The 23,923-nt window shown below is 71.1% G+C and carries 22 protein-coding genes; 8 read left to right on the forward strand and 14 right to left on the reverse strand.

Annotated features, from left to right (window positions below):
* Nucleotides 1-90 precede the first annotated feature (90 nt).
* On the reverse strand, nucleotides 91-741 hold the full coding sequence (locus tag ABZ098_RS10460; protein WP_356589183.1) for a response regulator transcription factor: 651 nt from the start codon (nucleotides 739-741) through the stop codon (nucleotides 91-93).
* Complete coding sequence (locus tag ABZ098_RS10465; RefSeq protein ID WP_356589185.1) at nucleotides 738-1,901, reverse strand: histidine kinase; 1,164 nt, start codon at nucleotides 1,899-1,901, stop codon at nucleotides 738-740. The genes ABZ098_RS10460 and ABZ098_RS10465 overlap by 4 nt, the downstream gene beginning before the upstream one ends.
* 150 nt (nucleotides 1,902-2,051) lie before the next feature.
* On the opposite strand from ABZ098_RS10465, the gene ABZ098_RS10470 reads away from it, so the two are divergent.
* Nucleotides 2,052-2,582: a hypothetical protein gene (locus ABZ098_RS10470; protein ID WP_356589187.1), complete on the forward strand. Its 531-nt coding sequence runs from the start codon at nucleotides 2,052-2,054 to the stop codon at nucleotides 2,580-2,582.
* On the opposite strand, the gene ABZ098_RS10475 is transcribed toward ABZ098_RS10470, so the two are convergent.
* Genes ABZ098_RS10475 through ABZ098_RS10485 form a run of 3 tightly spaced genes read right to left on the reverse strand, consistent with a single transcriptional unit; the run spans nucleotide 2,579 to nucleotide 4,707 of the window.
* Complete coding sequence (locus ABZ098_RS10475; RefSeq protein ID WP_356589189.1) at nucleotides 2,579-3,151, reverse strand: cob(I)yrinic acid a,c-diamide adenosyltransferase; 573 nt, start codon at nucleotides 3,149-3,151, stop codon at nucleotides 2,579-2,581. The two genes, ABZ098_RS10470 and ABZ098_RS10475, sit on opposite strands and share 4 nt — an antisense overlap.
* A 13-nt stretch (nucleotides 3,152-3,164) precedes the next feature.
* Nucleotides 3,165-3,914, reverse strand: a complete 750-nt coding sequence (locus tag ABZ098_RS10480) for an ABC transporter permease (RefSeq protein ID WP_356589191.1) — start codon at nucleotides 3,912-3,914, stop codon at nucleotides 3,165-3,167.
* A 7-nt stretch (nucleotides 3,915-3,921) separates the two neighbouring features.
* On the reverse strand, nucleotides 3,922-4,707 hold the full coding sequence (locus ABZ098_RS10485) for an ATP-binding cassette domain-containing protein (protein WP_356589193.1): 786 nt from the start codon (nucleotides 4,705-4,707) through the stop codon (nucleotides 3,922-3,924).
* 81 nt (nucleotides 4,708-4,788) lie between these two features.
* Here ABZ098_RS10485 and ABZ098_RS10490 point away from each other — a divergent pair, with 81 nt between their 5' ends.
* From ABZ098_RS10490 to ABZ098_RS10505, 4 genes are all read left to right on the forward strand, one after another.
* Nucleotides 4,789-5,427, forward strand: coding sequence for a TetR/AcrR family transcriptional regulator (locus tag ABZ098_RS10490; protein ID WP_356589195.1), 639 nt, complete (start codon nucleotides 4,789-4,791; stop codon nucleotides 5,425-5,427).
* A 140-nt stretch (nucleotides 5,428-5,567) separates the two neighbouring features.
* On the forward strand, nucleotides 5,568-6,416 hold the full coding sequence (locus tag ABZ098_RS10495) for a 3-hydroxyacyl-CoA dehydrogenase family protein (protein ID WP_356589197.1): 849 nt from the start codon (nucleotides 5,568-5,570) through the stop codon (nucleotides 6,414-6,416).
* Between the two features lie 205 nt (nucleotides 6,417-6,621).
* Nucleotides 6,622-6,945, forward strand: coding sequence for an STAS domain-containing protein (locus ABZ098_RS10500; protein WP_031040714.1), 324 nt, complete (start codon nucleotides 6,622-6,624; stop codon nucleotides 6,943-6,945).
* A 230-nt stretch (nucleotides 6,946-7,175) separates the two neighbouring features.
* Nucleotides 7,176-9,698 carry an ATP-binding protein gene (locus ABZ098_RS10505; protein WP_356589199.1) on the forward strand — a complete coding sequence of 841 codons (2,523 nt, stop codon included), beginning with the start codon at nucleotides 7,176-7,178 and terminating at the stop codon, nucleotides 9,696-9,698.
* A 70-nt stretch (nucleotides 9,699-9,768) separates the two neighbouring features.
* On the opposite strand, the gene nucS is transcribed toward ABZ098_RS10505, so the two are convergent.
* The gene (nucS, locus tag ABZ098_RS10510) at nucleotides 9,769-10,440 is read right to left on the reverse strand and encodes an endonuclease NucS (RefSeq protein ID WP_356589201.1); all 672 of its coding nucleotides are present in this window, start codon (nucleotides 10,438-10,440) and stop codon (nucleotides 9,769-9,771) included.
* Nucleotides 10,441-10,695: 255 nt separating this feature from the next.
* Here nucS and ABZ098_RS10515 point away from each other — a divergent pair, with 255 nt between their 5' ends.
* Nucleotides 10,696-11,088: an SCO5389 family protein gene (locus tag ABZ098_RS10515; protein ID WP_123763098.1), complete on the forward strand. Its 393-nt coding sequence runs from the start codon at nucleotides 10,696-10,698 to the stop codon at nucleotides 11,086-11,088.
* An 85-nt stretch (nucleotides 11,089-11,173) separates the two neighbouring features.
* On the opposite strand, the gene ABZ098_RS10520 is transcribed toward ABZ098_RS10515, so the two are convergent.
* On the reverse strand, nucleotides 11,174-12,202 hold the full coding sequence (locus ABZ098_RS10520) for an LLM class flavin-dependent oxidoreductase (protein WP_356589203.1): 1,029 nt from the start codon (nucleotides 12,200-12,202) through the stop codon (nucleotides 11,174-11,176).
* A gap of 222 nt (nucleotides 12,203-12,424) precedes the next feature.
* Between ABZ098_RS10520 and ABZ098_RS10525 the strand changes: the two genes are divergently transcribed.
* Nucleotides 12,425-12,766 carry an ATP/GTP-binding protein gene (locus ABZ098_RS10525; protein WP_356589205.1) on the forward strand — a complete coding sequence of 114 codons (342 nt, stop codon included), beginning with the start codon at nucleotides 12,425-12,427 and terminating at the stop codon, nucleotides 12,764-12,766.
* A 4-nt stretch (nucleotides 12,767-12,770) separates the two neighbouring features.
* Here ABZ098_RS10525 and ABZ098_RS10530 read toward each other — a convergent pair whose 3' ends face one another.
* The 7 genes from ABZ098_RS10530 to mce form a co-directional block, all read right to left on the reverse strand.
* The gene (locus ABZ098_RS10530; protein ID WP_356589207.1) at nucleotides 12,771-13,649 is read right to left on the reverse strand and encodes an ABC transporter permease subunit; all 879 of its coding nucleotides are present in this window, start codon (nucleotides 13,647-13,649) and stop codon (nucleotides 12,771-12,773) included.
* Nucleotides 13,646-14,878: an ATP-binding cassette domain-containing protein gene (locus ABZ098_RS10535; protein ID WP_356589209.1), complete on the reverse strand. Its 1,233-nt coding sequence runs from the start codon at nucleotides 14,876-14,878 to the stop codon at nucleotides 13,646-13,648. Before ABZ098_RS10535 ends, ABZ098_RS10530 begins: the two co-directional genes overlap by 4 nt.
* Before the next feature lie 112 nt (nucleotides 14,879-14,990).
* Complete coding sequence (locus ABZ098_RS10540; protein ID WP_356589211.1) at nucleotides 14,991-15,761, reverse strand: ABC transporter permease; 771 nt, start codon at nucleotides 15,759-15,761, stop codon at nucleotides 14,991-14,993.
* Between the two features lie 2 nt (nucleotides 15,762-15,763).
* Nucleotides 15,764-16,723, reverse strand: a complete 960-nt coding sequence (locus ABZ098_RS10545; protein ID WP_356589213.1) for an ABC transporter ATP-binding protein — start codon at nucleotides 16,721-16,723, stop codon at nucleotides 15,764-15,766.
* Between the two features lie 154 nt (nucleotides 16,724-16,877).
* A complete protein-coding gene (locus ABZ098_RS10550; protein ID WP_280849270.1) occupies nucleotides 16,878-17,813 on the reverse strand; it encodes a cellulose-binding protein in 936 nt (311 codons plus the stop codon).
* A 183-nt stretch (nucleotides 17,814-17,996) separates the two neighbouring features.
* Complete coding sequence (gene scy, locus ABZ098_RS10555; RefSeq protein ID WP_356589215.1) at nucleotides 17,997-21,908, reverse strand: polarized growth protein Scy; 3,912 nt, start codon at nucleotides 21,906-21,908, stop codon at nucleotides 17,997-17,999.
* A 209-nt stretch (nucleotides 21,909-22,117) separates the two neighbouring features.
* Nucleotides 22,118-22,558: a methylmalonyl-CoA epimerase gene (mce, locus tag ABZ098_RS10560; RefSeq protein ID WP_356589217.1), complete on the reverse strand. Its 441-nt coding sequence runs from the start codon at nucleotides 22,556-22,558 to the stop codon at nucleotides 22,118-22,120.
* A gap of 149 nt (nucleotides 22,559-22,707) precedes the next feature.
* Between mce and ABZ098_RS10565 the strand changes: the two genes are divergently transcribed.
* Nucleotides 22,708-23,910, forward strand: a complete 1,203-nt coding sequence (locus ABZ098_RS10565) for an acetyl-CoA C-acetyltransferase (RefSeq protein WP_356589219.1) — start codon at nucleotides 22,708-22,710, stop codon at nucleotides 23,908-23,910.
* Nucleotides 23,911-23,923: the final 13 nt, after the last annotated feature.

The raw sequence follows: 23,923 nt of genomic DNA on the forward strand, positions 1-23,923 counted from the left end.
GACTGAGCCTTCACACCCACGGTGCCGCGAGAATAGAAAGGTCTGGACCACGGGTCAATAGGTCTGGACCACTCTCGTGCAGGCGCCCTTCTAAACCCCCAACTCCTGCGCCAGTACGGCCGCTTGCACCCGGCTGCGCAGCTCCAACTTCCCCAGCAGGCGGCTGACGTGCGTCTTCACGGTCGTCTCCGCCATGTCGAGACGGCCGGCGATCTCGGCGTTGGACAGCCCCTCGCCGAGGCAGGAGAGCACCTCGCGCTCCCGCCGGGTGAGGGTGGCGAGGACGGCCGGATCGGTGCCCGCACCGCGGACCGGCCCGGCGGCGAACTCGGCGATCAGACGCCGGGTGACGGCCGGGGCGACGATGCCCTCGCCCCGCGCCACCGTGCGCACGGCCGTGATGAGGTCCTTCGCCTCCGTGTTCTTCAGCAGGAATCCGGCGGCACCGGCCCGCAGGGCCCCGAACACGTACTCGTCGAGGTCGAAGGTGGTCAGCACGAGGACGTCCGCGAGCCCTTCCCCGACGACCTGGCGGGTCGCCGCCACCCCGTCGAGCCGTGGCATCTGTACGTCCATCAGCACCAGATCGGGCCGCAACTGCCGGGCCAGCGCGACCGCTTGCTCACCGTCCGCCGCCTCACCGACCACCTCGATGCCGGGGGCGCTGCGCAGGATGAGGACGAGCCCGGCGCGGACGGCGGACTGGTCCTCGGCGACGAGAACCCTGACGGCGGGGCTCATTCGGGGACTCCTTCATCCAGGGGCAGAGTGGCGCGTACGGTCCAGTGCGTCCCGTCGGGGCCGGCGTCGAACGTGCCGCCCAGCAGCGCGGCCCGCTCCCGCATCCCGACCAGTCCGGCGCCGGAGCCGGGGGCGCGGGGCCCGTCCCGGTCGCCGTACGGACTGCTCACCGCGACGGTCAGCTCACCGTCCCGCTGGGCGAGGCTCACCGTGACCCGGCCGGGGCACGCGTGCTTGAGGGCGTTGGTCAGGGACTCCTGGACGATCCGGTAGGCGGCGAGTCCGACGGGGGCGGGCACGGCGCTGTGCCGGCCGGCGTCCAGGGTGACGTCGAGGCCGTTGGCGCGGGCTCCGTCGACGAGGGCGGTGAGGCCGTCGAGGGTGGGGACGGCGGACGGTTCGTGGTCGCCGTCGCGCAGGATGCCGATCAACCGGCGCATCTCGGCGAGCCCGTCGACGCTGTTCTCCCGGATCACCGCGAGGGCCTCGCGGGAGGTGGCGGGATCGTCGATCGACAGCGCGGCCGTGGAGTGGATGGCGATCGCGGAGAGGTGGTTGGCGACCATGTCGTGCAACTCCCGTGCCATCCGGGCGCGTTCGGCGGTGACGGCCTGGGCGCGGTCCATCTCGGCGAGCAGCGCGGTCTGTTCGGCGCGCAGCCGGGCGGCCTCGGCGGCGTCCCGGTGGTTGCGCACGATCCAGCCGGTGGCTGCGGGCCCGTACGCCACGACCCCCACGACCACGCCGATCAGCAGCGCCTCCGGCACCCGCCACACCGCGAACGGCACCAGCGTCCCGGCCACCGTGAGCAGCCCGGTGATCCACTGGACGCGGCGGGCCGAGGCGAGCGGGCCGTAGAGCACGGCCGCGTAGACGACGTCGGTGAACATCAGGAGCGTGGCGAGGTTGCCCTGGGTCACGAGGTCGGCGCAGATCGCGCCGGTGCCGGTGAGCAGGGCCGTGCGGGGGGCCGTGCGGCGCAGCAGCTCGCAGCCGGCCAACACGGTGAGCGGTACGAGGACCGGCCAGGGGCCGTCGAAGAGGGTGATCGGGTCGTCGGCGGGCCGGGTGCCCAGCCCGATGGCCGCCAGCAGCAGCCCGCCGAGCAGCCCGCCGGCCGCGATGTACACGTCGAAGCGGTGCGGGCGGGGGATGGCCATGGCTCCATCCAACACGGTGTCCGCGCCCCGCGCCTGATGCCCAGGAACGGTCCTGGACTGCATCTTTCGATGTACGGCGGTTTCGTCACCGCCGACGACGCGAGGTGCCGCGCACGTCGGGAGCCTGGAGGGGAGACGAAGGGAGCGGTCGTGGTCGTCGGACTGATCGTCGTGTGCGAGGTGGCCTTCTGGGTGCTGCTGGCAGCGGGACTGGCCTTCCGCTACGGGCTGCGCATGCCGCGGGTCGGACTGGCTCTGCTGCTGTGTGAGCCGCTGCTGGAGCTGGTGCTGTTCACGGTCACCGCGATCGACCTGAGGAACGGTGCCGAGCCCGACTGGAAGCACGGTCTGGCCGCCGTCTACATCGGCTTCACGGTGGGTCTGGGCCACTCGACCGTCAAGTGGGCGGACGCCCGGGTCGCCCACCGGTTCGCGGGCGGCCCGCCACCGGTGCGGCCGCCGAAGTACGGCACGACCCGCGCCGTCCACGAGTGGAAGGTCGCGGGCCGCTGGATCCTCGCCGCGGTGGTCGCCATCGTCCTGCTCCAGGCAGCGGTCTGGTACGTCGGCGACGGTCGCACCGAATCGCTGCACGCCTGGCAGCAGCGCATGCTGTGGCTGATCGGCATCAACCTGATCATCGCCGGGAGCTACACGCTGTTCCCCAAGCAGAAGCGCTAGCGTTCGCCGCCGGGCACCCACAGGACGTCGCCGACGTCCTTGTTCGCCGTGCGCGCCAGGATGAAGAGCAGGTCCGAGAGCCGGTTCAGATAGGTCGCGGTGAGCGGGTTCATCGTCTCGCCGTGGACCTCCAGCGCCGCCCACGTCGAGCGCTCGGCCCGGCGTACGACCGTGCAGGCCTGGTGGAGCAGCGCGGCGCCCGGGGTGCCGCCGGGGAGGATGAACGAGCGGAGCTTCTCCAGCCGCTCGTTGAAGCGGTCGCAGTCCGCCTCCAGTTTGTCGACGTAGAACTGCTCGACCCGCAGGGGCGGGAACTGCGGGTTCTCGACCACGGGCGTGGACAGGTCGGCTCCGACGTCGAAGAGGTCGTTCTGCACCCGGGTCAGGACCGCGACGACCTCCTCGTCGAGCCCGCCCAGCGCGATCGCGGTGCCGATCACCGCGTTCGCCTCGTTGGCGTCCGCGTACGCGGAGATCCGCAGATCGGTCTTGGCGACCCGGCTCATGTCGCCGAGGGCGGTGCTGCCCTGGTCGCCGGTCCTGGTGTAGATGCGCGTCAGATTGACCATGGGGCCAGCGTAATTACGCCCCGGCCGTGCGGAACACGCGTGTGCCCACCGTCACCGCCAGGACCGCGAGGCCGACGGCGACCAGGACGCCGTACAGCATGTGGTCCGTCGTGTACGAGCCGACGTACGCGTCCCGCATGGCGTCGACCAGGTAGCGGAACGGCATGAAGTGCGAGAGGACGTCCAGCCAGGCCGGTCCCAGGGTCATCGGGAGCATCAGGCCGGACAGCAGCATGGACGGCATGCTGACGGCGTTGATCAGCGGCCCGAACTCCTGGGGCGTACGGACCTTCATCGCCACCGCGTACGACAGCGAGGCCAGCGAGACGGTCAGCAGGGCGACGAACCCGAAGCCGATCAGGATCCCGGCCAGCGGCGCCCTCAGCCCCATCGCCACGGCGGCCAGCACCAGCAGCACCGCTTGGAAGACGAAGACCGTGGCGTCCCGCAGCACCCTGCCCAGCAGCAGGGCGAGCCGGCTGACCGGCGTGACCCGCATGCGATCCAGGATGCCCTGACCCTTCTCCAGGATGATCATGAAGCCCGAGAACAGCGCCCCGAACAGCCCGAGTTGCAGCAGCAGTCCCGGTACCAGCACCTGCCAGGAACTGCCGCGCCCGCCGAGCGGGAGGCCGGTGAGCAGCGGCCCGAAGAACACCAGGTACAGCAGCGGCATCAGGACCCCGAACAGCAGCGCGAAGCGGGAGCGCAGGGACTGGCGCAGGTAGCGGCCGTAGACGAGCGCGGTGTCGTGAAGAAGCATGGCTTTCCTATACGGCTACGGGGGCGGCGTCGGCCGGGGAGGGACCGCGGCCGGTGACGGCGAGGAACGTGTCCTGGAGCGGGGCGTCGATCGAGCCGCCGTACTCCAGCTTCAGGGCGCTCGGCGTGCCCTCGGCCGCCACCACGCCCTTGTCGACGATCACGAGGCGGTCCGAGAGGGCGTCGGCCTCGTCGAGGTAGTGGGTGGTCAGGAGGACGGTCGTGCCGTGCTCGGCGCGCAGCCGGCGGATCAGCTCCCACAGGTCGGCGCGGCTGCCGGGGTCGAGTCCCGTCGTCGGCTCGTCGAGGAACAGCACCTCGGGCCGGTGCGTGAGCGCCATCGCGATGTCGAGGCGGCGGCGCTGACCGCCGGAGAGCGTGCCGCACCTGCGGTCGAGCAGCTCGGTGAGGTCCAGGTCGCGGGCCAGCTCCTCGGCGCGGGCGGCGGCCCGGGGTCCGGCCAGGCGGTAGAGGCGGCCCTGGGTGACCAGTTCCTCCCGCACGGAGATCTGCGGATCGACCCCGCTCGACTGGGCCACGTACCCGCACGCCCGCCGCACCCCCGCGGCGTCGGTCGCGAGGTCGTGCCCGGCGACGGTGGCGGTCCCGCCGGTGGGGGCCAGGAGAGTCGTGAGCATCCGGAGCGTGGTGGTCTTGCCGGCGCCGTTCGGGCCGAGGAAGCCGAGGATCTCCCCTCTGTGGACGGTGAGGTCGACGCCGCGGACGGCCTCGACGGGCCCGTGCTTGGTCTGGAAGGTGCGGGCCAGTCCGGCCGCGCTGACGACTGCTGTCATGGCACCCAGAAAAACAGAGTCCCTGAAATTTTGCAATGACTCCAAAAATCAATCGCGCCCAGGAACGTCTACGATGCGGACATGGCAGAGGGGCTCAGGGAGCGGAAGAAACGGCAGACCCGGCAGTACATCTCGGACGTCGCCACGGCCCTGTTCATCGAGCGCGGGTTCGACGCGGTGACCGTCGCCGAGATCGCCGACGCCGCGGACGTCTCCGTCAACACCGTCTACAACTACTTCCCGGCCAAGGAGGACCTCTTCCTCGACCGCAGCAAGGGCGTCGTCGACCGGCTCTCGCGCTGGGTGCGCGGACGTGACGCGGGGGAGTCGGCGGCCGCGGCCGTCCTGCGGGAACTGCGCGACGAGGTCGAGGCGGTCTCGCCGCGGGTCGGCCTGCTGAAGGGCTACGACCGCTTCATGCGGGTCATCCAGGACGCGCCCGCGCTCCGCTCCCGGCTGTGGAGCATCCAGCAGGAGGTCCAGGAGAACCTGGAGGAGACCCTGCGCGAGGAGACCGGCGCCGAGCCCGGCGATCCGCTGCCCGCCCTGATCGCCGGTCAGATCAACTGGCTCCACCACACGGTCATGGGCTCCATCGGGCGCGAGATGGTCGCGGGGCGCGAACCGGACGAAGTGTCACGGGAGACGCTCGTGCTTCTCGACCGCATGGAGGAGTTGTTGAGCGATAAGGTGCTCAACTACGCCGTACGAGACCACTAGTGACAGCTACCGGTGTGATGTCCGTCAGATGAGACGTGACGCGCGTTACTAACCGGTCACACAGCCCTTCACGAGCGCTAGTGTCCGCCGCAGAGGCAACGTAAACAGGGCGTAAGGCGTTTCAAAGGGGAGTCGCAACAGTGGCACGGAAGCTTGCCGTCATCGGCGCCGGCTTGATGGGTTCCGGTATCGCCCAGGTCTCCGCCCAGGCGGGCTGGGACGTGGTCCTGAGGGACGTCACCGACGAGGCGCTCAGGCGCGGCACCGACGGAATCAAGGCTTCGTACGACAAGTTCGTGAGCAAGGGCAAGCTGGAGGCGCACGACGCCGACGCGGCCCTCGCCCGGATCACCGCGACCACCGACCTGGACGCGGCCGCCGACGCCGACATCGTCGTCGAGGCCGTCTTCGAGAAGCTCGAAGTCAAGCACGAGATCTTCCGCACGTTGGACAAGATCGTCCGCGAGGACGCCGTACTGGCCTCCAACACCTCCGCGATCCCGATCACCAAGATCGCGGCGGCCACCGAGCGCCCGGAGCGGGTCGTCGGCGTGCACTTCTTCTCGCCGGTGCCGATGATGCAGCTCGTCGAGCTGGTCCGCGGCTACAAGACGAGCGACCAAACCCTCGCCACCGCGCGGGAGTTCGCCGAGTCCGTCGGCAAGACCTGCATCGTCGTCAACCGGGACGTGGCGGGGTTCGTGACCACCCGTCTCATCTCCGCCCTCGTCGTCGAGGCGACCAAGCTCTACGAGTCGGGCGTGGCGACCGCCGAGGACATCGACCTCGCCTGCAAGCTGGGCTTCGGTCACGCCATGGGCCCGCTCGCCACGGCGGACCTGACCGGCGTCGACATCCTCCTGCACGCCACCAGCAACATCTACACCGAGTCCCAGGACGAGAAGTTCGCCCCGCCGGAGCTGATGCGCCGGATGGTGGACGCCGGTGACATCGGACGCAAGAGCGGGCAAGGCTTCTACAAGCACTGAGCCTCTACAGGCACGGAAGCCTCTACAGGCACGGGCGGCTTTTTCCGCCGCCGTAACCGCACAAGCCCCTCGGGTTTCACACTCTGGGGTGAATTCGGTATCGGTTCGCTTACAGACGGCAACCTCCGACCGCCCCGCGCAGTCAGAGGTGTCATCACTGGACATCAGATTCGTGGAGCACTGAACGCACTCTCGGGGAGCGCATATGTACATCAGGGGCGACCACGCCGAGCTGGTCGTCGGGGGCCGCCTCGACGTCCGCAGCGCGGCGGACGCCCGTACGGTCCTGCACTCGGCCGTCGACGACGGAGTCGGCGACCTGGTGCTCGACCTGTCCGAGCTGGATTCCTGGGACGCCACCGGTCTCGGGGTGATCATGGGGGCCCACCGCAGGGCCGGCCGCTGCGGCCGCCGGCTCGTGCTGCGCGACGTACCGCCGCAGATGCAGCGCCTCCTGGTCGCCACCCGGCTGCACCGGATCCTGGCGATCGAGGGCGGCATCGGCGTGGAGTCCCTGCCCCGCGTCTGAGCGGGCCGCCGTGGTGAAACGCATGTCCCGCGCAATCCTCATGAGACTGTGACGTCTCGGACGGCGCGGTACCCCGGGCTGTCGTAGATACTGTGCGAAGGTTTAGGGTTCGGTCGCCCGCTGTCTGCATCCCTTCCAGCGGGCCCGGACCAGAAGCGACAGCGCGGTGTGCTGCAAGGCCGGGAGGGGCCACTGACGGCACACGAGACGCTTTTGGGGGGCTTGAACCTATGGACCCGAACAACCGGGGACCCGAGGAGTACGGCCATGACGACGATGGCGGCTCGCCACGTCAGCGGCCTCCCAGGGACTCCCTCACATCCGACTTCGGCCAGCACTCGCCCGCGCTCGCCCGCACCGTGCAGCTCGTCGCCGGCGACTTCCTGCTCACCGTCAACCCCGTCGACGGCAGCGAGATAGAGGCCTGCCCGCCCGGCGAGCGGCCCGGACGGCCGCAGAAGTTCGGCGCCGCGGAACGTGCCGAGGTGGACCGTGCGGCCCGCCCGCCCGTCCCGCCCGGACCCACCCGCACCGCGCTGCCACTGCTGGCCCGCCAGGACGAGCGCGAGCGACTGGTACGGCTGCTCGCCCGCGGCCGCTCGGTACGCCTGACCGGCCCCGCCGGCTCCGGCCGCACCAGCCTCCTCGACGTCGTCGCCGAGGACTGCTCGGACCTCGCCCCCGACGGCGTGGTCCGCCTCACCGGCTTCAACCGCACGGCGAGCGAGCTGCTGTACGACCTCTACTACGCCGTCTTCGACTCGCCCCTGCACCGCCCCGACCGGGACGAGCTGCTCTCCTGCGTCCGGGAGATCGGCGCGGTCGTCGTCCTCGACGACATCGAGTTCGGCGGCGCGGCCCTCGACGAACTGCTCGACGCCACCCCCGAGTGCGCCTTCGTGATCGGCGCGACGCCCGACGTGCCCGCGCCCTCGGCCGACTCCGCGATCGAGGAGGTCTTCCTCAGCGGCCTGGAGCGAGCCGACGGCGTGGAGCTCCTGGAGCGTTCCGTCGGCCGGGTGCTGACGGAGGAGGAGTCGAACTGGGCGGGCGACCTCTGGTTCGAGTCCGAGGGCCTGCCCCTGCGCTTCGTCCAGGCCGGCGCCCTGCTCCGGCAGCGCGACCGGCTGCGCGCCGGGGCGAACGCCGTCGACGAGTTCGGCGTCTTCGCGGACGCGGCCCCGATCGACACCCCGTTCGCCTCCGACGAGGGCGAGGAGATACCGCTGCCCGCGCTCGGCGAGGCCGCCGCCCCCGCCCCGCTGCTCGCCTCCCGGCTGAGCGAGTCGGCGCGCGCCACCCTACGGTTCGCCGTCGCGCTCGGCGGCGAGGTGCCCCACCAGGCGCACCTGCCCGCACTGATCGGCGACACCCACGCGGACGCCGCCCTCGGCGAGCTCGCGGACTGCGGCCTGGTCTCCCCGGTCGGCTCCCGCTACCGGCTCGCCGCCGGAGTCCTCACCCAGCTCGAAGCCGCCGGATACGGCGACGACACCGAGAGCCGCGCCCTCACCGCAGCCCAGCACTACGGCTGGTGGGCCGGCCACCCCTCGGTCACCCCCGAGCGGGTGTGCGCGGAGGCCGACGCCCTGCTCGCCGCCCTCGCCGTCCTGGTCCCGGCCACCACCGCGCCCGACGAGGGCGAGGAGGCCGCCACCGTGCGGCTTGCCCGCACTGCGGCCCCCGCGTTCGCCGCCGGCGGTCACTGGGGCGCCTGGGAGCGTTCGCTGCGGGCCGGTTCCGAGGCCTCCCGGCTCGCCGGTGAGGTGTCCGAACAGGCCTACTTCCACCACGAGCTCGGCATCCTCGCGCTCTGCGGCGGACAGCTCGACCGGGCCCGCGCCGAACTGGAGGCCTCCATCGGCCTGCGCGGCGCCCTCGCCGACAAGCGCGGCACCGTCGCGGGCCGCCGCGCCCTCACCCTGGTCTCCGACCGGGACGGCAGCGCGCCCGGCCTGGCCGTCGGCCTCGGCGCCACGGCGGGCGAGGAGGTGCCCGACGCCCGCTACGACGAGTCCGCCTCACCGCCCGGGGGAGTCCCCGCGGCCTTCCCGCCGCTCCAGCCGCCGGCCGACTCGCAGACGATCGTCGTGAACCGCTCGCCCGGCACGCCCGCGCCCTCGCGCAAGGCCCGGGGCGGCCTCAAGGGCCTCGCCAAGCGCAACCTCGTCGCGGCCGGCGCGGGCGCGCTGCTGGTCGCGGTGCTCGGCACGGTCGTGACCCTGGGCGCCACCTCCGACAACGACCCGAACGCCCCCTCCGACCAGGTCGGCGTCAACCCGTCGGCCAGCGTCGGCATCGACGACGGCAACCTCGGCGCGGACGTCCCGAACAACGACGACGGCAAGGGCGACACGGGTACGGCGACGTCCCGTCCGACCGACCCGGGGCCCGACGGGACCTACGGGACTTCGGACGATCCGACACCCACGGGTACGGCGACTCCGTCCGACGATCCGAGCGGGACGAAGGGGACGGGGAGCACGCCGAGTTCTCCGAAGCCGACGACGCCCAGGCCCTCGACGTCTAAGCCGTCGACACCGTCGACGCCGACGGGTTCCGGAACTCCGTCCTCGACGCCGACCGGGCCGACGGGCACGCCGAGTCCGACGCCCACGCCGCCCCCGACCGACACCACCCCGAGCAACTCCACTTCGGCCAGCGGCCCCGCCTCCTCCGCCCCGGTGGAGACCAGTTCCGCCAGTGCCCCGGAGAGCAGCACCGTGAGCTCGCCGAGCGGCTCGGTCATCTAGGACACCGCACGCACAAGGGGGCCGGGTCCGTCACACGGACCCGGCCCTCGTCGTCGTGGAAGAAAAGGCGTCAGAACAGCCGCAGCTTGTCGTCCTCGATGCCCCGCAGCGCGTTGTAGTCCAGCACGGCGCAGCCGATGCCGCGGTCCGTGGCCAGGACGCGGGCCTGGGGCTTGATCTCCTGGGCGGCGAAGATGCCGCGGACCGGGGCGAGATGGGGGTCGCGGTTCAACAGGTCCAGGTAGCGCGTGAGTTGCTCGACGCCGTCGATCTCGCCGCGCCGCTTGATCTCCACCGCGACCGTCTGGCCCTCGGCGTCCCGGCACAGGATGTCGACCGGGCCGATGGCCGTCATGTACTCGCGGCGGATCAGGGTGTAGCCGTCGCCGAGCGTTTCGATGCGGTCGGCGAGCAGTTCCTGAAGGTGTGCTTCCACGCCGTCCTTGATCAGGCCCGGATCCACGCCCAGTTCGTGCGAGGAGTCGTGGAGAATCTCCTCCATCGTGATGATGAGCTTCTCGCCCGCCTTGTTGATGACGGTCCAGACGCCTTCCTCGTCGCCGGTCCCCTCCTTCAACGTGCAGGGCGGCGACATCCAGTTCAGGGGCTTGTAGGCCCGGTCGTCGGCGTGGATGGAGACGCTGCCGTCGGCCTTCACCAGGATCAGACGGGGGGCCGAGGGCAGGTGGGCGGTGAGCCGGCCCGCGTAGTCGACGGAACACCGGGCAATGACGAGACGCATGGTCGGCAACGCTACTCGACGGGCGCATGTCCACGCGATTCGGCCCGTAAGGCTGTGAAGGAACCCTGTTCACTTGTGGCCGATTGTGGGCCTGTTGGGAGTGCTCTTTGTTCGCATTCTCCTGGTGCCGTCACCTTCCGTTGCCTACCGTAGTAAACGGGAGGTCGCGAGGCGTGTACTGAGCGTGTCCGGCAGCGCGAACTCCCTCATCTGTCCGGCAACCTCTGAGGATTCAGGGGTGCGAGAGGAGAACCCATGTCGCTCGACGTCTCACCGGCCCTACTCGAGAAGGCCGAGCGAGGCGAGGTCGACGAAGCCGAATTCGTCGACTGCGTCCGGACCTCCCTGCCCTACGCATGGGAGATGATCAGCTCCCTGGTGGCCCAGCTGAAGGTCGACGGCGGCAACTTCGCCGACAACCAGACGCCCCCGCCGGACGAGCAGGCACGCGGTCAGCTGCTGCGTGCGCTTGCGAGTGACGCGATACGCGGCGCGCTTCAGCGGCACTTCGGTGTGCGGCTGGCCTTCCAGAACTGCCACCGGGTGGCGGTGTTCCCGTTGGACTCCTCTGTCGACGAGACGCTTTCCCGTTTCACCTCGGTGCGCAGTCAGCTGCTGAACCAGTCTCCGGAGTTCCGGGACTGCTGACGCGGCGCCGCTCGCTTGCCGCTCCGTACGCGGGAGGTGCATCAGTACCGGGGCGGCAAGCTCCCGCCGGACAGGTTGTTCCGATTCAGGTCAGATGCGGCAGCACCTCCGCACCCAGCCGCCGTACGTTCTCCTCGGTGGCCGCCAGGTCGCCCGAGCCCTCGACGAGCAGGGCGAAGCGGGAGACGCCCGTCCGTTCGCTGGTCGCCGCGAGGCGGTCGGCGGCGAGGCGCGGGGTGCCCACCGGGTGCAGTCCGCAGAGCAGTTCGGTGTAGGCCACCGGATCCCGCATCTGCCGTGCGCGGCCGTCGACCGTGATGTGGGCGCCCAGTCCCTGCCTGAGCCAGCCCGGCATCGCCTTCACCAGAGCCTCCACCGCGTCCGTACGCCGGTCCGCGAGCTGGCAGACACCGGCCGACACGTGGGGCGCGTCCAGGACCTTCTCCGGCGCGTGGCCCGCCGCGCGCGCCTGCCTGCGCCACAGTGCGACCATCTCCGCCTTCTCCTCGTCCCCGACATGCATCCCGAGCAGCATCGGCAGCCCGCGCTCGGCCGCCAGCCGGACACTCGCCGGGGAGGTGCAGGCGACGATCACCTCGGGACCGTCCACCTCCGTGAGCGCCTCCGACGGCCGCGGGACGACCGGCACTTCGCGGAAGCGGAACCGCTCGCCGTCCGCCCCGACGGACGGTTCGCGCAGCCAGCGCACCAGCAGATCGAGTGATTCCGGGAACCCCTTCTCGTACGCCTCGAGGCCCGACCCGAACACCTCCAGGTCGACCCAGGGGCCGCCGCGCCCCACGCCCAGCGAGAAGCGCCCGCCGCTCGTCATGTGCAGCAGCGCGGCCTGCTCCCCGAGGGCCACGGGGTGCACCGTGGGCAGCACGCTCACGGCGGTGCCGACACGGATACGGCGGGTGCGGCCCAGCAGTAAGGCGGCGAGCGTGATCGCGGACGGACAGGTGCCGTACGGCACGAAGTGGTGTTCTGCCAGCCAGACCGCGTCGAGTCCGGCCTCCTCCGCGACCTCGGCCGAGCGGACCGCGCGGTGCAGCGCCTCCCCCTGGCCCTGCCCCGGGAACTGGGCCGCCAACACGAAACTTCCAACGTGCATGTGCTTTTCCTGCTTCCTTGGCTCCGACACGGAGCTCCCCCACCCGGCATAACCGCCTGACACGTGCCGAGGACACGGCCTGGCGAAGAGATTTGCGGATTGTCTGCAGAATCGCCGCCCCGGAGGGGGACTTGTGGGGGTTGGTGCCCTACGCCTACCCAGCCGCGTCCCGCGTAGGCTGGACGCGGTCCCTGCTCCCTGTATAGCCCCGTGAGGTGTCCTGTGTCCCCGCGTCGCAACCGGCCCAAGGGTTCCGGTTCCTCGGACTCGGCCGGCCGGAGTGCCGACGACGACCGGTCCGGCCGTTACGGCGGCTTCCAGTCCTCGACGCACTGGCAGGGCGAGGACTGGAACGTCCGGCATGTGGCGGGGGCGAGCGCGCAGGGCAAGACGTACCGCTGCCCGGGCTGCGACCAGATGATCCCGGACGGCGTCCCGCACGTGGTGGCCTGGCCGGACCACTCGGGTGTCGACGAGCGCAGACACTGGCACAAGGCCTGCTGGAACGCGCGGGACCGCCGCACCACGCGGGTGCAGCGGTCCCGTAACGCGCCGAGATTCTAGCGGATCACACGTCCCGCTTCTCCAGCAGGGCGAACGCGACGGCGAACACGGCGGCCGTCACGCCGAGCACGATCCACAGCGGGTCCCAGCCCGAAGGGCCGGACTCGGAGAGCGGGTTGGAGTAGAACACGCTGAGCTGGCTCGGGATGGAGTACTCGAACAGCGCCTCGCGCAGGCCCTCCAGGGACTTCGAGAACATGAACAGCGCGATGACCAGCGGGGCCAGCAGGACACCGATCATGAGGGTGATCGCGCCCGCCGAGTGCCGGATGATCGAGCCGACGATCAGCGAGAGCAGACCGAGCAGCGCGATGTAGAGCGAGATGCCGACGGTGCCCTTCAGCCACTCCTGGCCGGTCGGCGTGCGGGCCCCGTCCAGCAGGGCCACGTCCGCGAGGGCGACGACGAGGACCGAGACGAGGGTGGTCACGAAGGCGACGGCGAAGAACACGACCGCCTTCGCCGCGAGGACCCGGCCGCGCGAGGGGCAGGCGACCATCGTCGTACGGATCATTCCGGTGCCGTACTCCGAGGCCGTGGTCAGCACGCCGAGCGTGATGACGCACATGCTGCCGAGCAGCACACCGAAGAAGCCGAACGACAGCGGGTTCTCGTCCCGCATGCTCTCCGGCGAGGCGTTGGCCGCGATCAGCGCGGCGGCCCCCAGCCCGATCCCGATGACGAGCAGCACGAACACGCCCAGCGTCCACATCGTCGACCGCACCGACCGGATCTTCGTCCACTCCGACGCGATGGCGTTCCCGAGATGGGTGCGCACGACGGGGATCGGCGAGGTGTAGCCGGGGTACGACGGCCCACCCGCCGCCTGCCGGTTCGGTACGGCGGCCTGGGCCTGCGGCATCGAAGGCTGCGGGGTGCTCATCGGGCGTCCTCGGGCTCGGTCGGGGTTGCGGGGGCGGATGCGTGCGGCGCCGGAGCCGCGGCGGGGGCCTGCGCAGGCGGCTGGGGGAGGCCCTGGGGGGCCGCCGGGCCCGCCTGGGCGTACGGATTGGGCGTGCCCGCGCCGGGACCGCCGTACGGGCCCGTCTGCGGCTGTCCCTGGGGGACCGCGAACGGCTGCCCGCCCTGCTGGGGCGGCGGCGGGGCGTACCAGCCCGGCTGGCCCTGGCCGGGGACCGGCATGGGGGGCTGCGCGCCCGGCGGGAGGGGCTGCATCAGGCCCGCCTTCTGGTCGGCGGTCGAGCGGTAGTCCACCGCGCCCTGCGTCATCCGCATGTACGCCTCCTCCAGCGAGGCCTGGTGCGGTGACAGCTCCCACAGGCGTACGTCCGCGTCGTGCGCGATGTCGCTGATGCGGGGGAGGGGCAGCCCCGTCACCCGCAGCGCGCCGTCCTGCTCGGGCATGACGTGCCCGCCCGCCTCGGTGATCGCGGCCGACAGCTTCTCGCGGAGCTGCGGCTCGGTGTCCGGGGTGCGCACGCGCGCGAAGCCCGCGGAGTTGGCCGCGATGAAGTCCTGGATGCTCATGTCGGCCAGGAGCTGCCCGCGTCCGATGACGATGAGATGGTCCGCGGTCAGCGCCATCTCGCTCATCAGGTGCGAGGAGACGAAGACCGTACGGCCCTCCGCGGCCAGCGCCTTCATCAGGTTGCGCACCCACAGGATGCCCTCGGGGTCGAGCCCGTTGACCGGCTCGTCGAAGAGCAGCACCTGCGGGTCGCCGAGCAGCGCGGCCGCGATGCCGAGCCGCTGGCCCATGCCGAGCGAGAAGCCCTTGGAGCGCTTCCTGGCCACGTCCTGGAGCCCGACCACGCCCAGCACCTCGTCCACCCGGCGGGCCGGGATCCCGGAGAGCTGGGCCAGGCACAGCAGGTGGTTACGGGCCGACCGCCCGCCGTGCACCGCCTTGGCGTCGATCAGCGCGCCGACCTGCCGGGCCGCGTTGGGCAGCCTGCGGTACGGGTAGCCGCCGATCGTCACCTGCCCCGAGGTGGGATTGTCGAGGCCCAGGATCATGCGCATGGTCGTCGACTTGCCCGAGCCGTTGGGGCCCAGGAAGCCGGTGACGGTGCCGGGACGCACCTGGAAGGAAAGGTTGTACACAGCGGTCTTGTCGCCGTAGCGCTTGGTCAGGCCGACTGCCTCGATCATGCTCCGCACCCATCGCAAGGTTCAGGACAGCGGGGCACACGCCCCCCGTAAGGGTTAGGAGCTTATCGGGGCGCTGACGGTTCCGCTCAAATGAAAGCAAAGGCTCCTCGCGTCACGCGTCCCGCTTCTTCAACAGGACATACCCGCCGATCAGGGCGGCCGCCACCCACAGCGCCATGATCCCGAGCCCGCCCCAGGGGCCGTAGGGAGTGTCGTCGTCGATCGGGGTGACCACCTGCATGATCTTGCTGCCGGCCTGGTCGGGCAGGAACTGGCCGATCTTCTTCGTCGCCGAGACATTGCCGAGGATGTTGGAGATCAGGAAGAAGAACGGCATCAGGATGCCCAGCGACAGCATCGGCGAGCGCAGCATCGCGGCGACACCCATCGAGAACATCGCGATGAGGGTCATGTAGACACCGCCGCCGATGACCGCGCGCAGCACGCCCGGGTCACCGATCTCCGCCCGGTGGGAGCCGAGCATCGCCTGTCCGAGGAAGAACGTCACGAAGCTGGTGACCAGGCCCACGACGAGGCAGAGCCCGGTCGCCACCGCGATCTTGCTGACCAGGAAGGTGGCGCGCTGCGGGACCGCGGCCAGTGAGGTGCGGATCATGCCGGTGCTGTACTCGTTCGACACGACGAGCACCCCGAACACGATCATCGCGAGCTGTCCGAGACTCATCCCGGCGAAGCTGATGAAGGTCGGGTCGAAGGAGAGCTTGTCCTCGCGGCTCATGTTGTCGAACTCGCTCTTCGACAGGGCCGAGATCAGGATGCCGAGCCCGATGGTGACGACCACGGCGAGGGAGAGCGTCCACACCGTGGAGGCCACCGAACGGATCTTGGTCCACTCGGAGCGGATGACCTGGGTCGCCGCCATGGTCACTTCCCCTTCCAGTCGTCGCCCCACTGCTGGGCCGGTACGTCGACGGGCGCGTCGCTGTGGGCGTGGTACTCGACCGACTCCGCGGTCAGCTGCATGAACGCCTCCTCCAGGGAGGCCTGTTGCGGGCTCAGCTCGTGCAGCACGATCTGGTGCTGGGCGGCCAGCTCGCCGATGTACTCGGACTTGCTGCCGTCCACCTCCAGCGTGCCGTTGCCGGTCTCCACGACGGTGACCCCGGCCGCGTGCAGCACGTCGAGCAGCCGCTCGCGCTGCGGGGTGCGGATGCGGACGTACGACCGCGAGTTCTGCGCGATGAAGTCCGCCATGGAGGTGTCGGCGAGCAGCCGCCCCTGGCCGATGACGACGAGGTGGTCGGCGGTCAGCGCCATCTCGCTCATGAGGTGGGAGGAGACGAAGACCGTACGGCCCTGCGCGGCAAGGGACTTCATCAGGTTGCGGATCCAGTGGATGCCCTCGGGGTCGAGCCCGTTGACCGGCTCGTCGAACATCAGGATCCGGGGGTCGCCGAGCAACGCGCCCGCGATGCCCAGCCGTTGGCCCATGCCCAGCGAGAAGCCCTTGGCCTTCTTCCGCGCGACGGCGGTGAGACCGACCGTGTCGAGGACCTCGTCCACCCGCTTCCTGGGGATGCCGTTGCTCTGCGCGAGGCACAGCAGGTGGTTGAAGGCGCTGCGCCCGCCGTGCATCGCCTTGGCGTCCAGCAGGGCGCCGATGTACTTGAGCGGGTCCTTGAGCTGGTCGTAGTGCTTGCCGTCGATGCGGACGTCCCCGGCGGTGGGCCGGTCCAGGCCCAGCATCATGCGCATGGTGGTCGACTTGCCGGCGCCGTTGGGGCCGAGGAAGCCCGTCACGATGCCGGGTCTGACGGTGAAGGTCAGATTGTTGACCGCCACCTTCTCGCCGTACCGCTTCGTCAGGCCCGCTAGCTCGATCATGGGGACCACGCTAGGTGCGCGCCGGAGCAGATGCCACTCCTATGGGCAAACGGAGACCGACGGATGCGGTAAGAAACCCGAACGCCCCCGGGTACGCCGAAGGCCCGCACCTGTCGGGGGAGAAGGTGCGGGCCCTTGCTGCCGTCAGGCGGTGTTACCGGGACTGCTGGGCCGGAACCCCACGGGAGATCGGCTCGTCGTCGGCCGGGGAACCGGCGGCGGCCACCGCGGCGCCCGTGAGCGTGGCGAGCATCTCGCGCACGTTCGTGAGCTGGGCGTTGATCGAGTCGCGACGGTTCGTCAGAGCCGCCAGCTCGCGCTCGGATTCCGAACGGATGCGGTCGGCCTTGGCGTTGGCGTCGGCCACGATGTCCTCTGCCTGGCGCTGCGCGGTCTCCACCGTCTGGCGGGCGCGGCGCTCGGCGTCGGTGCGCAGCTTCTCGGCCTCCAGGCGCAGCTGCTCCGCCCGGTGCTCGATCTCCGCGAGACGCTTCTCCGCCTTCTGCTGACGCGAGGCCAGGTCGCGCTCGGACTGCTCCCGGCGCTTGGCGAGGTTCGTCTCGAAGTCGGCGGCGGCCTGCGCGGCCTTGGCGCGGGTCTCCTCGAAGAGGGCGTCCGCCTCCTCACGCTTGGACTGCGCGTCCTTCTGCGCCTCGGAACGCAGCTGCGACGCGTCGCTCTTGGCCTTCTCGACGATCCGGACGCCCTCGTCCTCCGCCTTGGCCTTGCGCTCCGCAGCGAACGATTCTGCGTCGTTGCGGACCTGCTGGGCCGCCGACTCGGCGAGCTCGCGGTGCTGCTCGGCCGCGCGACGGGCCTCCTCGCGCAGATCCTTGGCCTCCTCCTCGGCGAGGCGGAGGATCTTCTCGACACGCGCGCCGAGACCGGCGTACGACGGCTCGGCGTCGCTTACCTGGGCCTGGGCGTTCTGCGTCTCGAGGTGGAGCTCCTCGATGCGCTTCTCCAGGGCGGTGATGCGGGAGAGAGCGCTGTCACGGTCGGAGACGAGCTTGGAGATCCGTTCGTCCACCTGAGCGCGGTCGTACCCACGCCGCACAAGCTCGAAGCCGTAGGGGGAAGTGTCGCTCATGGGGTTCCTGTCAAATGAGACCGGTGAGGTGATAGGGGGAATCCTAGGGGCCGAAGCGGTGTGTCATCGAGCGGATACGTGTTTGATCTGGAGAATGACACCCCTTTTGAGTGGCTAACCCCTGGACGGCTTGCCAAAAACTTGGTCAAAGGCCCCAGACGGCACCGGATTCCGACCAGTCGGTCAGCCGTCCGACGGCTTACCCGAACGAGGGGCGCCGACCGCGGCGCCCGCCTTGACGCCACCGTCCTTGCCCGCCGACGGGGCCTCGAAGGATTCCAACGCCTCCAGGACGTCCTGGACACGGGAGATCTCCGTGTTGATGTCCTCACGGCGACGGACCAGGACCTCCAGCTCGCGCTTGCCCTCCTCGACCGTGCGCTTGGCCTCGCGGATCGCCTCGGCCTTGAGCTCCTCGGCCTCCCGGACCAGCGTGGCCTTCTTCTGCTCGGCCTCCTTGAGGAGCCCCTCGGCCTTCTTGACCGCGGCGATGCGCACCTTGCCGGCCTCCGAATTGGCCTCCGAGACCAGCTCCTTGGCCTTCGCCTGCGCCTTCGCGAGCTGCTCCTCCGCGGCCTTGATGAGCGCGTCGCAGCGGTCGCCGGTCGACTTCATGGTCTCCGCGGCCTCACGGCGGGCCCGCTCGTGCAGCGCCTCGATCTCGCCCGTGATCCGGTCGCGCAGCTCCTCGGCGCGCTCCCTTATGGCGGTGGCGTCCCGGCGGGCCCCGACGAGCAGCTCGTCCGCGTCCGTACGGGCCTTCTCCACGCGTGAGTTGCCCTCGACCGTGGCCTCGGCCACCAGGCGGTCGGCCTCCTTGCGGGCCGCGCCCACCATGGTGTCGGCCTGCGCCTCCGCGTCCGCGGTGGTCTTGAGCGCCTGCTGCTGCGCCTCGGTGAGCAGCTTGTCCGCCTCGGCGGTGGTCTCCGTGATGAGCGTGTCGACCTGCTCGGCCGCCTCGGAACGCCGCTTGTTGGCGTCCTTGCGCGCCTCGTCGAGGGTGCGCTCGGCCTCCGCGCGCGCGGAGTTGACCAGCTCCTCGGCCGCGGCCGCCGCGTCCGCCCTGACCCGCTCGGCCTCGCTGCGGATCCGCTCCGCGTGCTGCTGCGCCTGACCGACCGTGTCGGCTGCCTCGGCCCGCAGCCGCTCCGCGTCCCCGGTGGCCTCCCCGATCAACTGCTCGGCCTGCGCGACCGATTCGGCCCGCACGCGCTCGGCCTCGGCGACCGACTCCGCGCGGACCCGCTCCGCCTCGGCGACCGTCTCCGTCCGCAGCCGGTCGGTGTCGGCGATGGTCTCCTCGGTGAGCCGCTCCGCCTCGCTGCGCGCCTCGGTGATGAGGGTGTCGGCCTGCCTCGCCGCGTCCGAGCGGATGCGGTTGGCGTCCTCGCGGGCGTCCGCCCGGGTGCGGGAGGCGTCCTGGTCGGCCTGGGCGACGGCGTCCGAGGCCTCGGTGCGCGCCCGCTGGGCGTACTCGGCCGACTCCGACCTGAGCCGCTCGGCCTCCGCGATCGCGTCGGAGACGGTGCGCTCGGCGAGGGCCTTGGCGGCGTCCGTCTCCTCGGCGGCCTCGCGCCGGATCCGGGCCGCGTCCTCGCTGGCCCGCTCCCGCTCGGAGTAGGCGTCCGAACGGACCCGGTCGGCCTCCTCCTGCGCCTCGCGCCGGGTGCGCTCGGCCGCGTGCTCGGCGGCGGAGCGCAGCCCGGTGATCTCCTCCTGCGCCTGCTCGTGCAGCCCGGCGACCGAGTCCCGCACCTGCTGGGCGTGCTGCTCGGCGGCCGACACCATCTCCGTGGCGCGCCGGTTTGCCTCCTCGACCAGGCGCACCGCCTCGGCCTGGGCCTCCTCCACGCGGTTGCGCGCCGAGGCCAGCAGCTCCTCGCTCTGCTCGCGGGCCCGCTCACGCTCCTGGTCGGCCTCCTGGCGGGCCGAGCCGAGGTACTCCTCGGCCTCGCGGCGGCGCCGGTTGGCCTCCTCCTGGGCGGCGGCCAGCGTCTCGGACGCCTCCGTGGCGATCCGCTCGGCGGCGGCCTGCGCCTCCGCCCGGACCCGGTCCGCGGTGTCCTGGGCCTCGGTCTTGAGCCGCTCCGCCTCGGCGGCGGCCTCGGAACGCAGCCGTACGGCGACGGCCTCGCCCTCGGCGCGGGAGGCGGACGCGTCGGACGCGGCCTCGGTGCGCAGCCGGTCGGCCTCCGCCTCGGCCTGCTGCTGGAGGGTGCGGATCCGCTCGGCGGCCTCGGTGCGCAGCCGGTCGGTCTCCTCGGCGGCCTCGCGGCGGATCCGCGCGGCCTCCTCACGGGCCTCGGTCAGGGCCTGCTCGGCGGTGGCGAGGCGCTCCTCGGCCTCGGTGCTCAGCCGGGTCAGTTCCTCGGCGGCCTCGGCACGGCGTGCCTCTATGGCCCGCTCGGTCTCCTCGCGCAGCTCGCTCGCGGCCCGCTCGGCGGCGGCGGTGATCTCCTCGGACAGCTCGACGGCCTCGGCACGCTGCCGCTCGGCCTCGTTGCGGGTGCGCTCCAGGGTCTCCTCGGCCTGCCGGCGCAGCGTGGTGGCGCGCTCGATGGCCTCGGTGCGGACCTTCTCGCTGTCCGCGGTGGCACTCTGGCGCAGCTCGTCGGCGTCCGCCTTGGCCTTGGAGAGCAGCTCCTCGGCGGTCTTGGCCGCCTCCTCGATCTGCTGGACGGCCTCCTTGCGGGCCTCCGCGCGGATCTTCTCGCCCTCGGCGACCGCGTCGGCGCGCAATTGCTCGGCCTCGCCGCGCAGCCGACGGGCCTCCTCCTGGAGCTCGACCGTCTTGGCGCGGTACTCCTTGGTGTCGTCCTTCGCCGTGCCCTTGAGCTGCTCGGCGATGTCGTGCGCCTCGGCGCGCAGCCGGTCCGCCTCGGCCTCCGCCTCGCGGCGGATCCGCTCGGCCTCCTCGGCGGCGGCCTTGGTGGTCTTGCGCGCGTCCTCCTGCGCCTTGTTGAGGACGTCCTCGGCGGTCTTGGCCGCCTTGGAGAGCTGGGTGGCGCTCTCCTCGGCGGTGAGCGTACGGGCCTTCTCGGCGGCCTCGGTGACGATCTTCTCGGCCTCGGCGCGGGCGTCCGCGACGATCTGCTCGGCGGCCTCCTTGGTCGCCTCGGCCTCCTGGCTGGCCTCGGTGACCAGCCGGGCGACCTGCTCCTTGGCCGTACGCGTGCGCTGTTCGTTGGCCGACTCCGCGCTCGCGAGCGTCTTCTCGGCGGCCGACTTCGCCTCGGTGAGGACCTTCTCGGCCTCGGCCTGCGCCTTGCGCAGCGCCTCCTCGGCCTCCGCCATCCGCTGTTCGGCGGCCCGGCTCAGCTCGGTGGCCTGGCGGCGGGCGCTGTCCGACTCGGTCGCGGTGGAGGTGCGCAACTGCTCGGCGTGCTCGGTGGCCTCCTGGGCCTGCGTGGAGGCGCTCTCCAGCAGCCGCTCGGCGTCCGCGCGGGCGCGCCGCAGCAGTTGTTCGGCCTCCGCGCGGGCCGCCTCGGCCTCGCTCTGCAGGCGCTGGCGGGCCTCGGTGGTGACCCGCTCGGCCTCGGCGCGGGCGGCCGCCATGGCCTGCTCGGCCTCGGCGCGGGACTCCTCCAGGAGGCGTCGGGCCTGCGACTCGCTGCGGGCGCGCAGCTGCTCGGCCCACGCCACGTTCTCGTTGACGTGCGACTCGACGGTCTGCCGGCGCTCGGCCAGCTCCTGGTCGAGCTGCTGCCGACGGGTGACGGCCTCCTGGTGCAGCTCCGCCTGAAGGCGCGCGGCCTGCTCGGCGTGCTCCTGGAGGATGCGCTGGGTCTGGGCGCGGACCTGGCTCAGTTCGCGCTCGGCGTCCTGGCGCAACTGGTCGGCCTGGATCTGCGCGTTCCGCAGCAACTGCTCGGCCTGGTAGCCGATGTCACCGCCGCCGAATTCGGGCCGGGACATGAGGGTGCGCCGCGCCTCGTGCAACTTGGCGCGCAGCACCTCGACCTGGTAGCCGAGGTCCTCGGCGTGCTGGATCGCCTTTTCCCGCTCGGTCTTCAGCCGATCCATCTCGGCCTCGAACCGAGAGAGGTGGTCGACGTCAGCCGCCGGCTCTCGCTCCTGGCGTTCGTAGCCCCGCACTGCGCGGTCCCATCCGTCCCCTGGTCGCAAGTCTCTCCGAACGAGCCCCGTCCATCCGCCGAACGGGGCCCCCGGGGAATGGTGTCAGATCAGCGACGGAGCATGGACTGCTGCCCGCCGCTCGTCCCCCGAAACCCGGACCCCGGAAAGCGGCCACCCCCCTTCCGGGAGCGACCGCCCCCAACCCTACCGGCCCATATGTACGAGGGTCAGTGCTCAGGTGACTCAACAGGCGCCGAAGTGACCAGTTCTGTCAGTACGCCGTGGCAATCCTTGGGGTGCAGGAAGGTGATCCGTGACCCCATGGAGCCGCGTCGCGGCTCCTCGTACAGGACGCGTACGCCCTTGCCCTTGATGTCCGCGGCCTCGGTGTCGACATCCGCCGTACCGAAAGCGATGTGGTGGACGCCCTCGCCGTTCTTGTCCAGCCACTTGGCGACGGTGGAGTCGGGGCGGGTCGGCTCCAGAAGCTGCAGGTAGGAGGCGCCGCCGTCGGACGTCTCGTTGATCTTGAGCATGGCCTCGCGCACGCCCTGCTCCTCGTTGACCTCGGAGTGGAACACCTCGAAGCCGTACGTGGCCCGGTAGAACTCGACGGTCTTGTCGAGGTCGAAACAGGCGATCCCGATGTGGTCGATTCGCGTCAGCATGTAGTCAGTGCAGCGCTCGCGAAACGGTTACGCAACGTGCGCGCGATCACACCGACGGCCGGGTGACGGCACGGAGTGCCACTCAGTACATTCGAAGTAAACCCTCGTTCACACTCCTCGGCAGTGCAGCCGAAAGGGGATCGCAGCTCATGTCTGGATCGAACAGCACGACCTCGGTGATCGTCGCGGGCGCTCGTACGCCCATGGGGCGGTTGCTGGGCTCGCTGAAGTCCTTCTCGGGAGCCGACCTCGGCGGCTTCGCGATCAAGGCCGCCCTCGACCGTGCGGGGATCGGTGGCGACCAGGTGCAGTACGTCATCATGGGCCAGGTCCTCCAGGCCGGCGCGGGCCAGATCCCGGCCCGCCAGGCCGCGGTCAAGGCCGGCATCCCGATGAACGTCCCGGCGCTCACCATCAACAAGGTGTGCCTGTCCGGCCTCGACGCGATCGCGCTGGCCGACCAGCTCATCCGCGCCGGCGAGTTCGACGTGATCGTCGCGGGCGGCCAGGAGTCCATGACCAACGCCCCCCACCTGCTCCCGAAGTCCCGCGAGGGCTTCAAGTACGGGGCGATCGAGATGCTCGACGCCATGGCCCACGACGGCCTGACCGACCCGTGGGAGAACATCCCGATGGGCCAGTCGACGGAGAAGCACAACACCCGCCTCGGCATCCAGCGCCCCGAGCAGGACGAGTTCTCCGCCCTGTCCCACCAGCGGGCCGCTGCCGCGCAGAAGAACGGCCTCTTCGAGGCCGAGATCACCCCGGTCGAGATCCCGCAGCGCAAGGGCGAGCCGGTCGTCTTCAGCAAGGACGAGGGCATCCGCGCCGACACCACCGCGGAGTCACTGGGCAAGCTGCGCCCCGCGTTCACCAAGGACGGCACCATCACCGCCGGCAGCGCCTCGCAGATCTCCGACGGCGCCGCGGCCGTGGTCGTGATGAGCAAGGCCAAGGCGCAGGAGCTGGGCCTGGAGTGGATCGCCGAGATCGGCGCCCACGGCAATGTGGCGGGCCCGGACAACTCCCTCCAGTCCCAGCCGTCCAACGCGATCCTGCACGCCCTCAAGAAGGAGGGCCTGGAGGTCTCCGACCTCGACCTGATCGAGATCAACGAGGCCTTCGCCGCGGTCGCCGTCCAGTCGATGAAGGACCTCGGCGTGTCCACCGAAAAGGTGAACGTGAACGGCGGCGCGATCGCCCTGGGCCACCCCATCGGCATGTCCGGCGCCCGGCTCGTCCTGCACCTCGCCCTGGAGCTCAAGCGGCGCGGCGGCGGGGTCGGCGCGGCCGCCCTGTGCGGCGGCGGCGGTCAGGGTGACGCGCTCGTCGTCCGGGTACCCAAGGCCTGAGCGCTCGTACGTC

This window comes from Streptomyces sp. NPDC006335 (assembly GCF_040612795.1).
Lineage (GTDB): Bacteria > Actinomycetota > Actinomycetes > Streptomycetales > Streptomycetaceae > Streptomyces.

Excerpts from the sequence above, each read along its gene's own strand:
- ABZ098_RS10460 (WP_356589183.1), bottom strand. The coding sequence starts at position 741 with ATGAGCCCCGCCGTCAGGGTTCTCGTCGCCGAGGACCAGTCCGCCGTC.
- ABZ098_RS10465 (WP_356589185.1), bottom strand. The coding sequence starts at position 1,901 with ATGGCCATCCCCCGCCCGCACCGCTTCGACGTGTACATCGCGGCCGGC.
- ABZ098_RS10475 (WP_356589189.1), bottom strand. The coding sequence starts at position 3,151 with ATGGTCAATCTGACGCGCATCTACACCAGGACCGGCGACCAGGGCAGC.
- ABZ098_RS10480 (WP_356589191.1), bottom strand. The coding sequence starts at position 3,914 with ATGCTTCTTCACGACACCGCGCTCGTCTACGGCCGCTACCTGCGCCAG.
- ABZ098_RS10485 (WP_356589193.1), bottom strand. The coding sequence starts at position 4,707 with ATGACAGCAGTCGTCAGCGCGGCCGGACTGGCCCGCACCTTCCAGACC.
- ABZ098_RS10490 (WP_356589195.1), top strand. The coding sequence starts at position 4,789 with ATGGCAGAGGGGCTCAGGGAGCGGAAGAAACGGCAGACCCGGCAGTAC.
- ABZ098_RS10500 (WP_031040714.1), top strand. The coding sequence starts at position 6,622 with ATGTACATCAGGGGCGACCACGCCGAGCTGGTCGTCGGGGGCCGCCTC.
- ABZ098_RS10505 (WP_356589199.1), top strand. The coding sequence starts at position 7,176 with ATGGACCCGAACAACCGGGGACCCGAGGAGTACGGCCATGACGACGAT.
- nucS (WP_356589201.1), bottom strand. The coding sequence starts at position 10,440 with ATGCGTCTCGTCATTGCCCGGTGTTCCGTCGACTACGCGGGCCGGCTC.
- ABZ098_RS10515 (WP_123763098.1), top strand. The coding sequence starts at position 10,696 with ATGTCGCTCGACGTCTCACCGGCCCTACTCGAGAAGGCCGAGCGAGGC.
- ABZ098_RS10520 (WP_356589203.1), bottom strand. The coding sequence starts at position 12,202 with ATGCACGTTGGAAGTTTCGTGTTGGCGGCCCAGTTCCCGGGGCAGGGC.
- ABZ098_RS10530 (WP_356589207.1), bottom strand. The coding sequence starts at position 13,649 with ATGAGCACCCCGCAGCCTTCGATGCCGCAGGCCCAGGCCGCCGTACCG.
- ABZ098_RS10535 (WP_356589209.1), bottom strand. The coding sequence starts at position 14,878 with ATGATCGAGGCAGTCGGCCTGACCAAGCGCTACGGCGACAAGACCGCT.
- ABZ098_RS10540 (WP_356589211.1), bottom strand. The coding sequence starts at position 15,761 with ATGGCGGCGACCCAGGTCATCCGCTCCGAGTGGACCAAGATCCGTTCG.
- ABZ098_RS10545 (WP_356589213.1), bottom strand. The coding sequence starts at position 16,723 with ATGATCGAGCTAGCGGGCCTGACGAAGCGGTACGGCGAGAAGGTGGCG.
- ABZ098_RS10550 (WP_280849270.1), bottom strand. The coding sequence starts at position 17,813 with ATGAGCGACACTTCCCCCTACGGCTTCGAGCTTGTGCGGCGTGGGTAC.
- mce (WP_356589217.1), bottom strand. The coding sequence starts at position 22,558 with ATGCTGACGCGAATCGACCACATCGGGATCGCCTGTTTCGACCTCGAC.
- ABZ098_RS10565 (WP_356589219.1), top strand. The coding sequence starts at position 22,708 with ATGTCTGGATCGAACAGCACGACCTCGGTGATCGTCGCGGGCGCTCGT.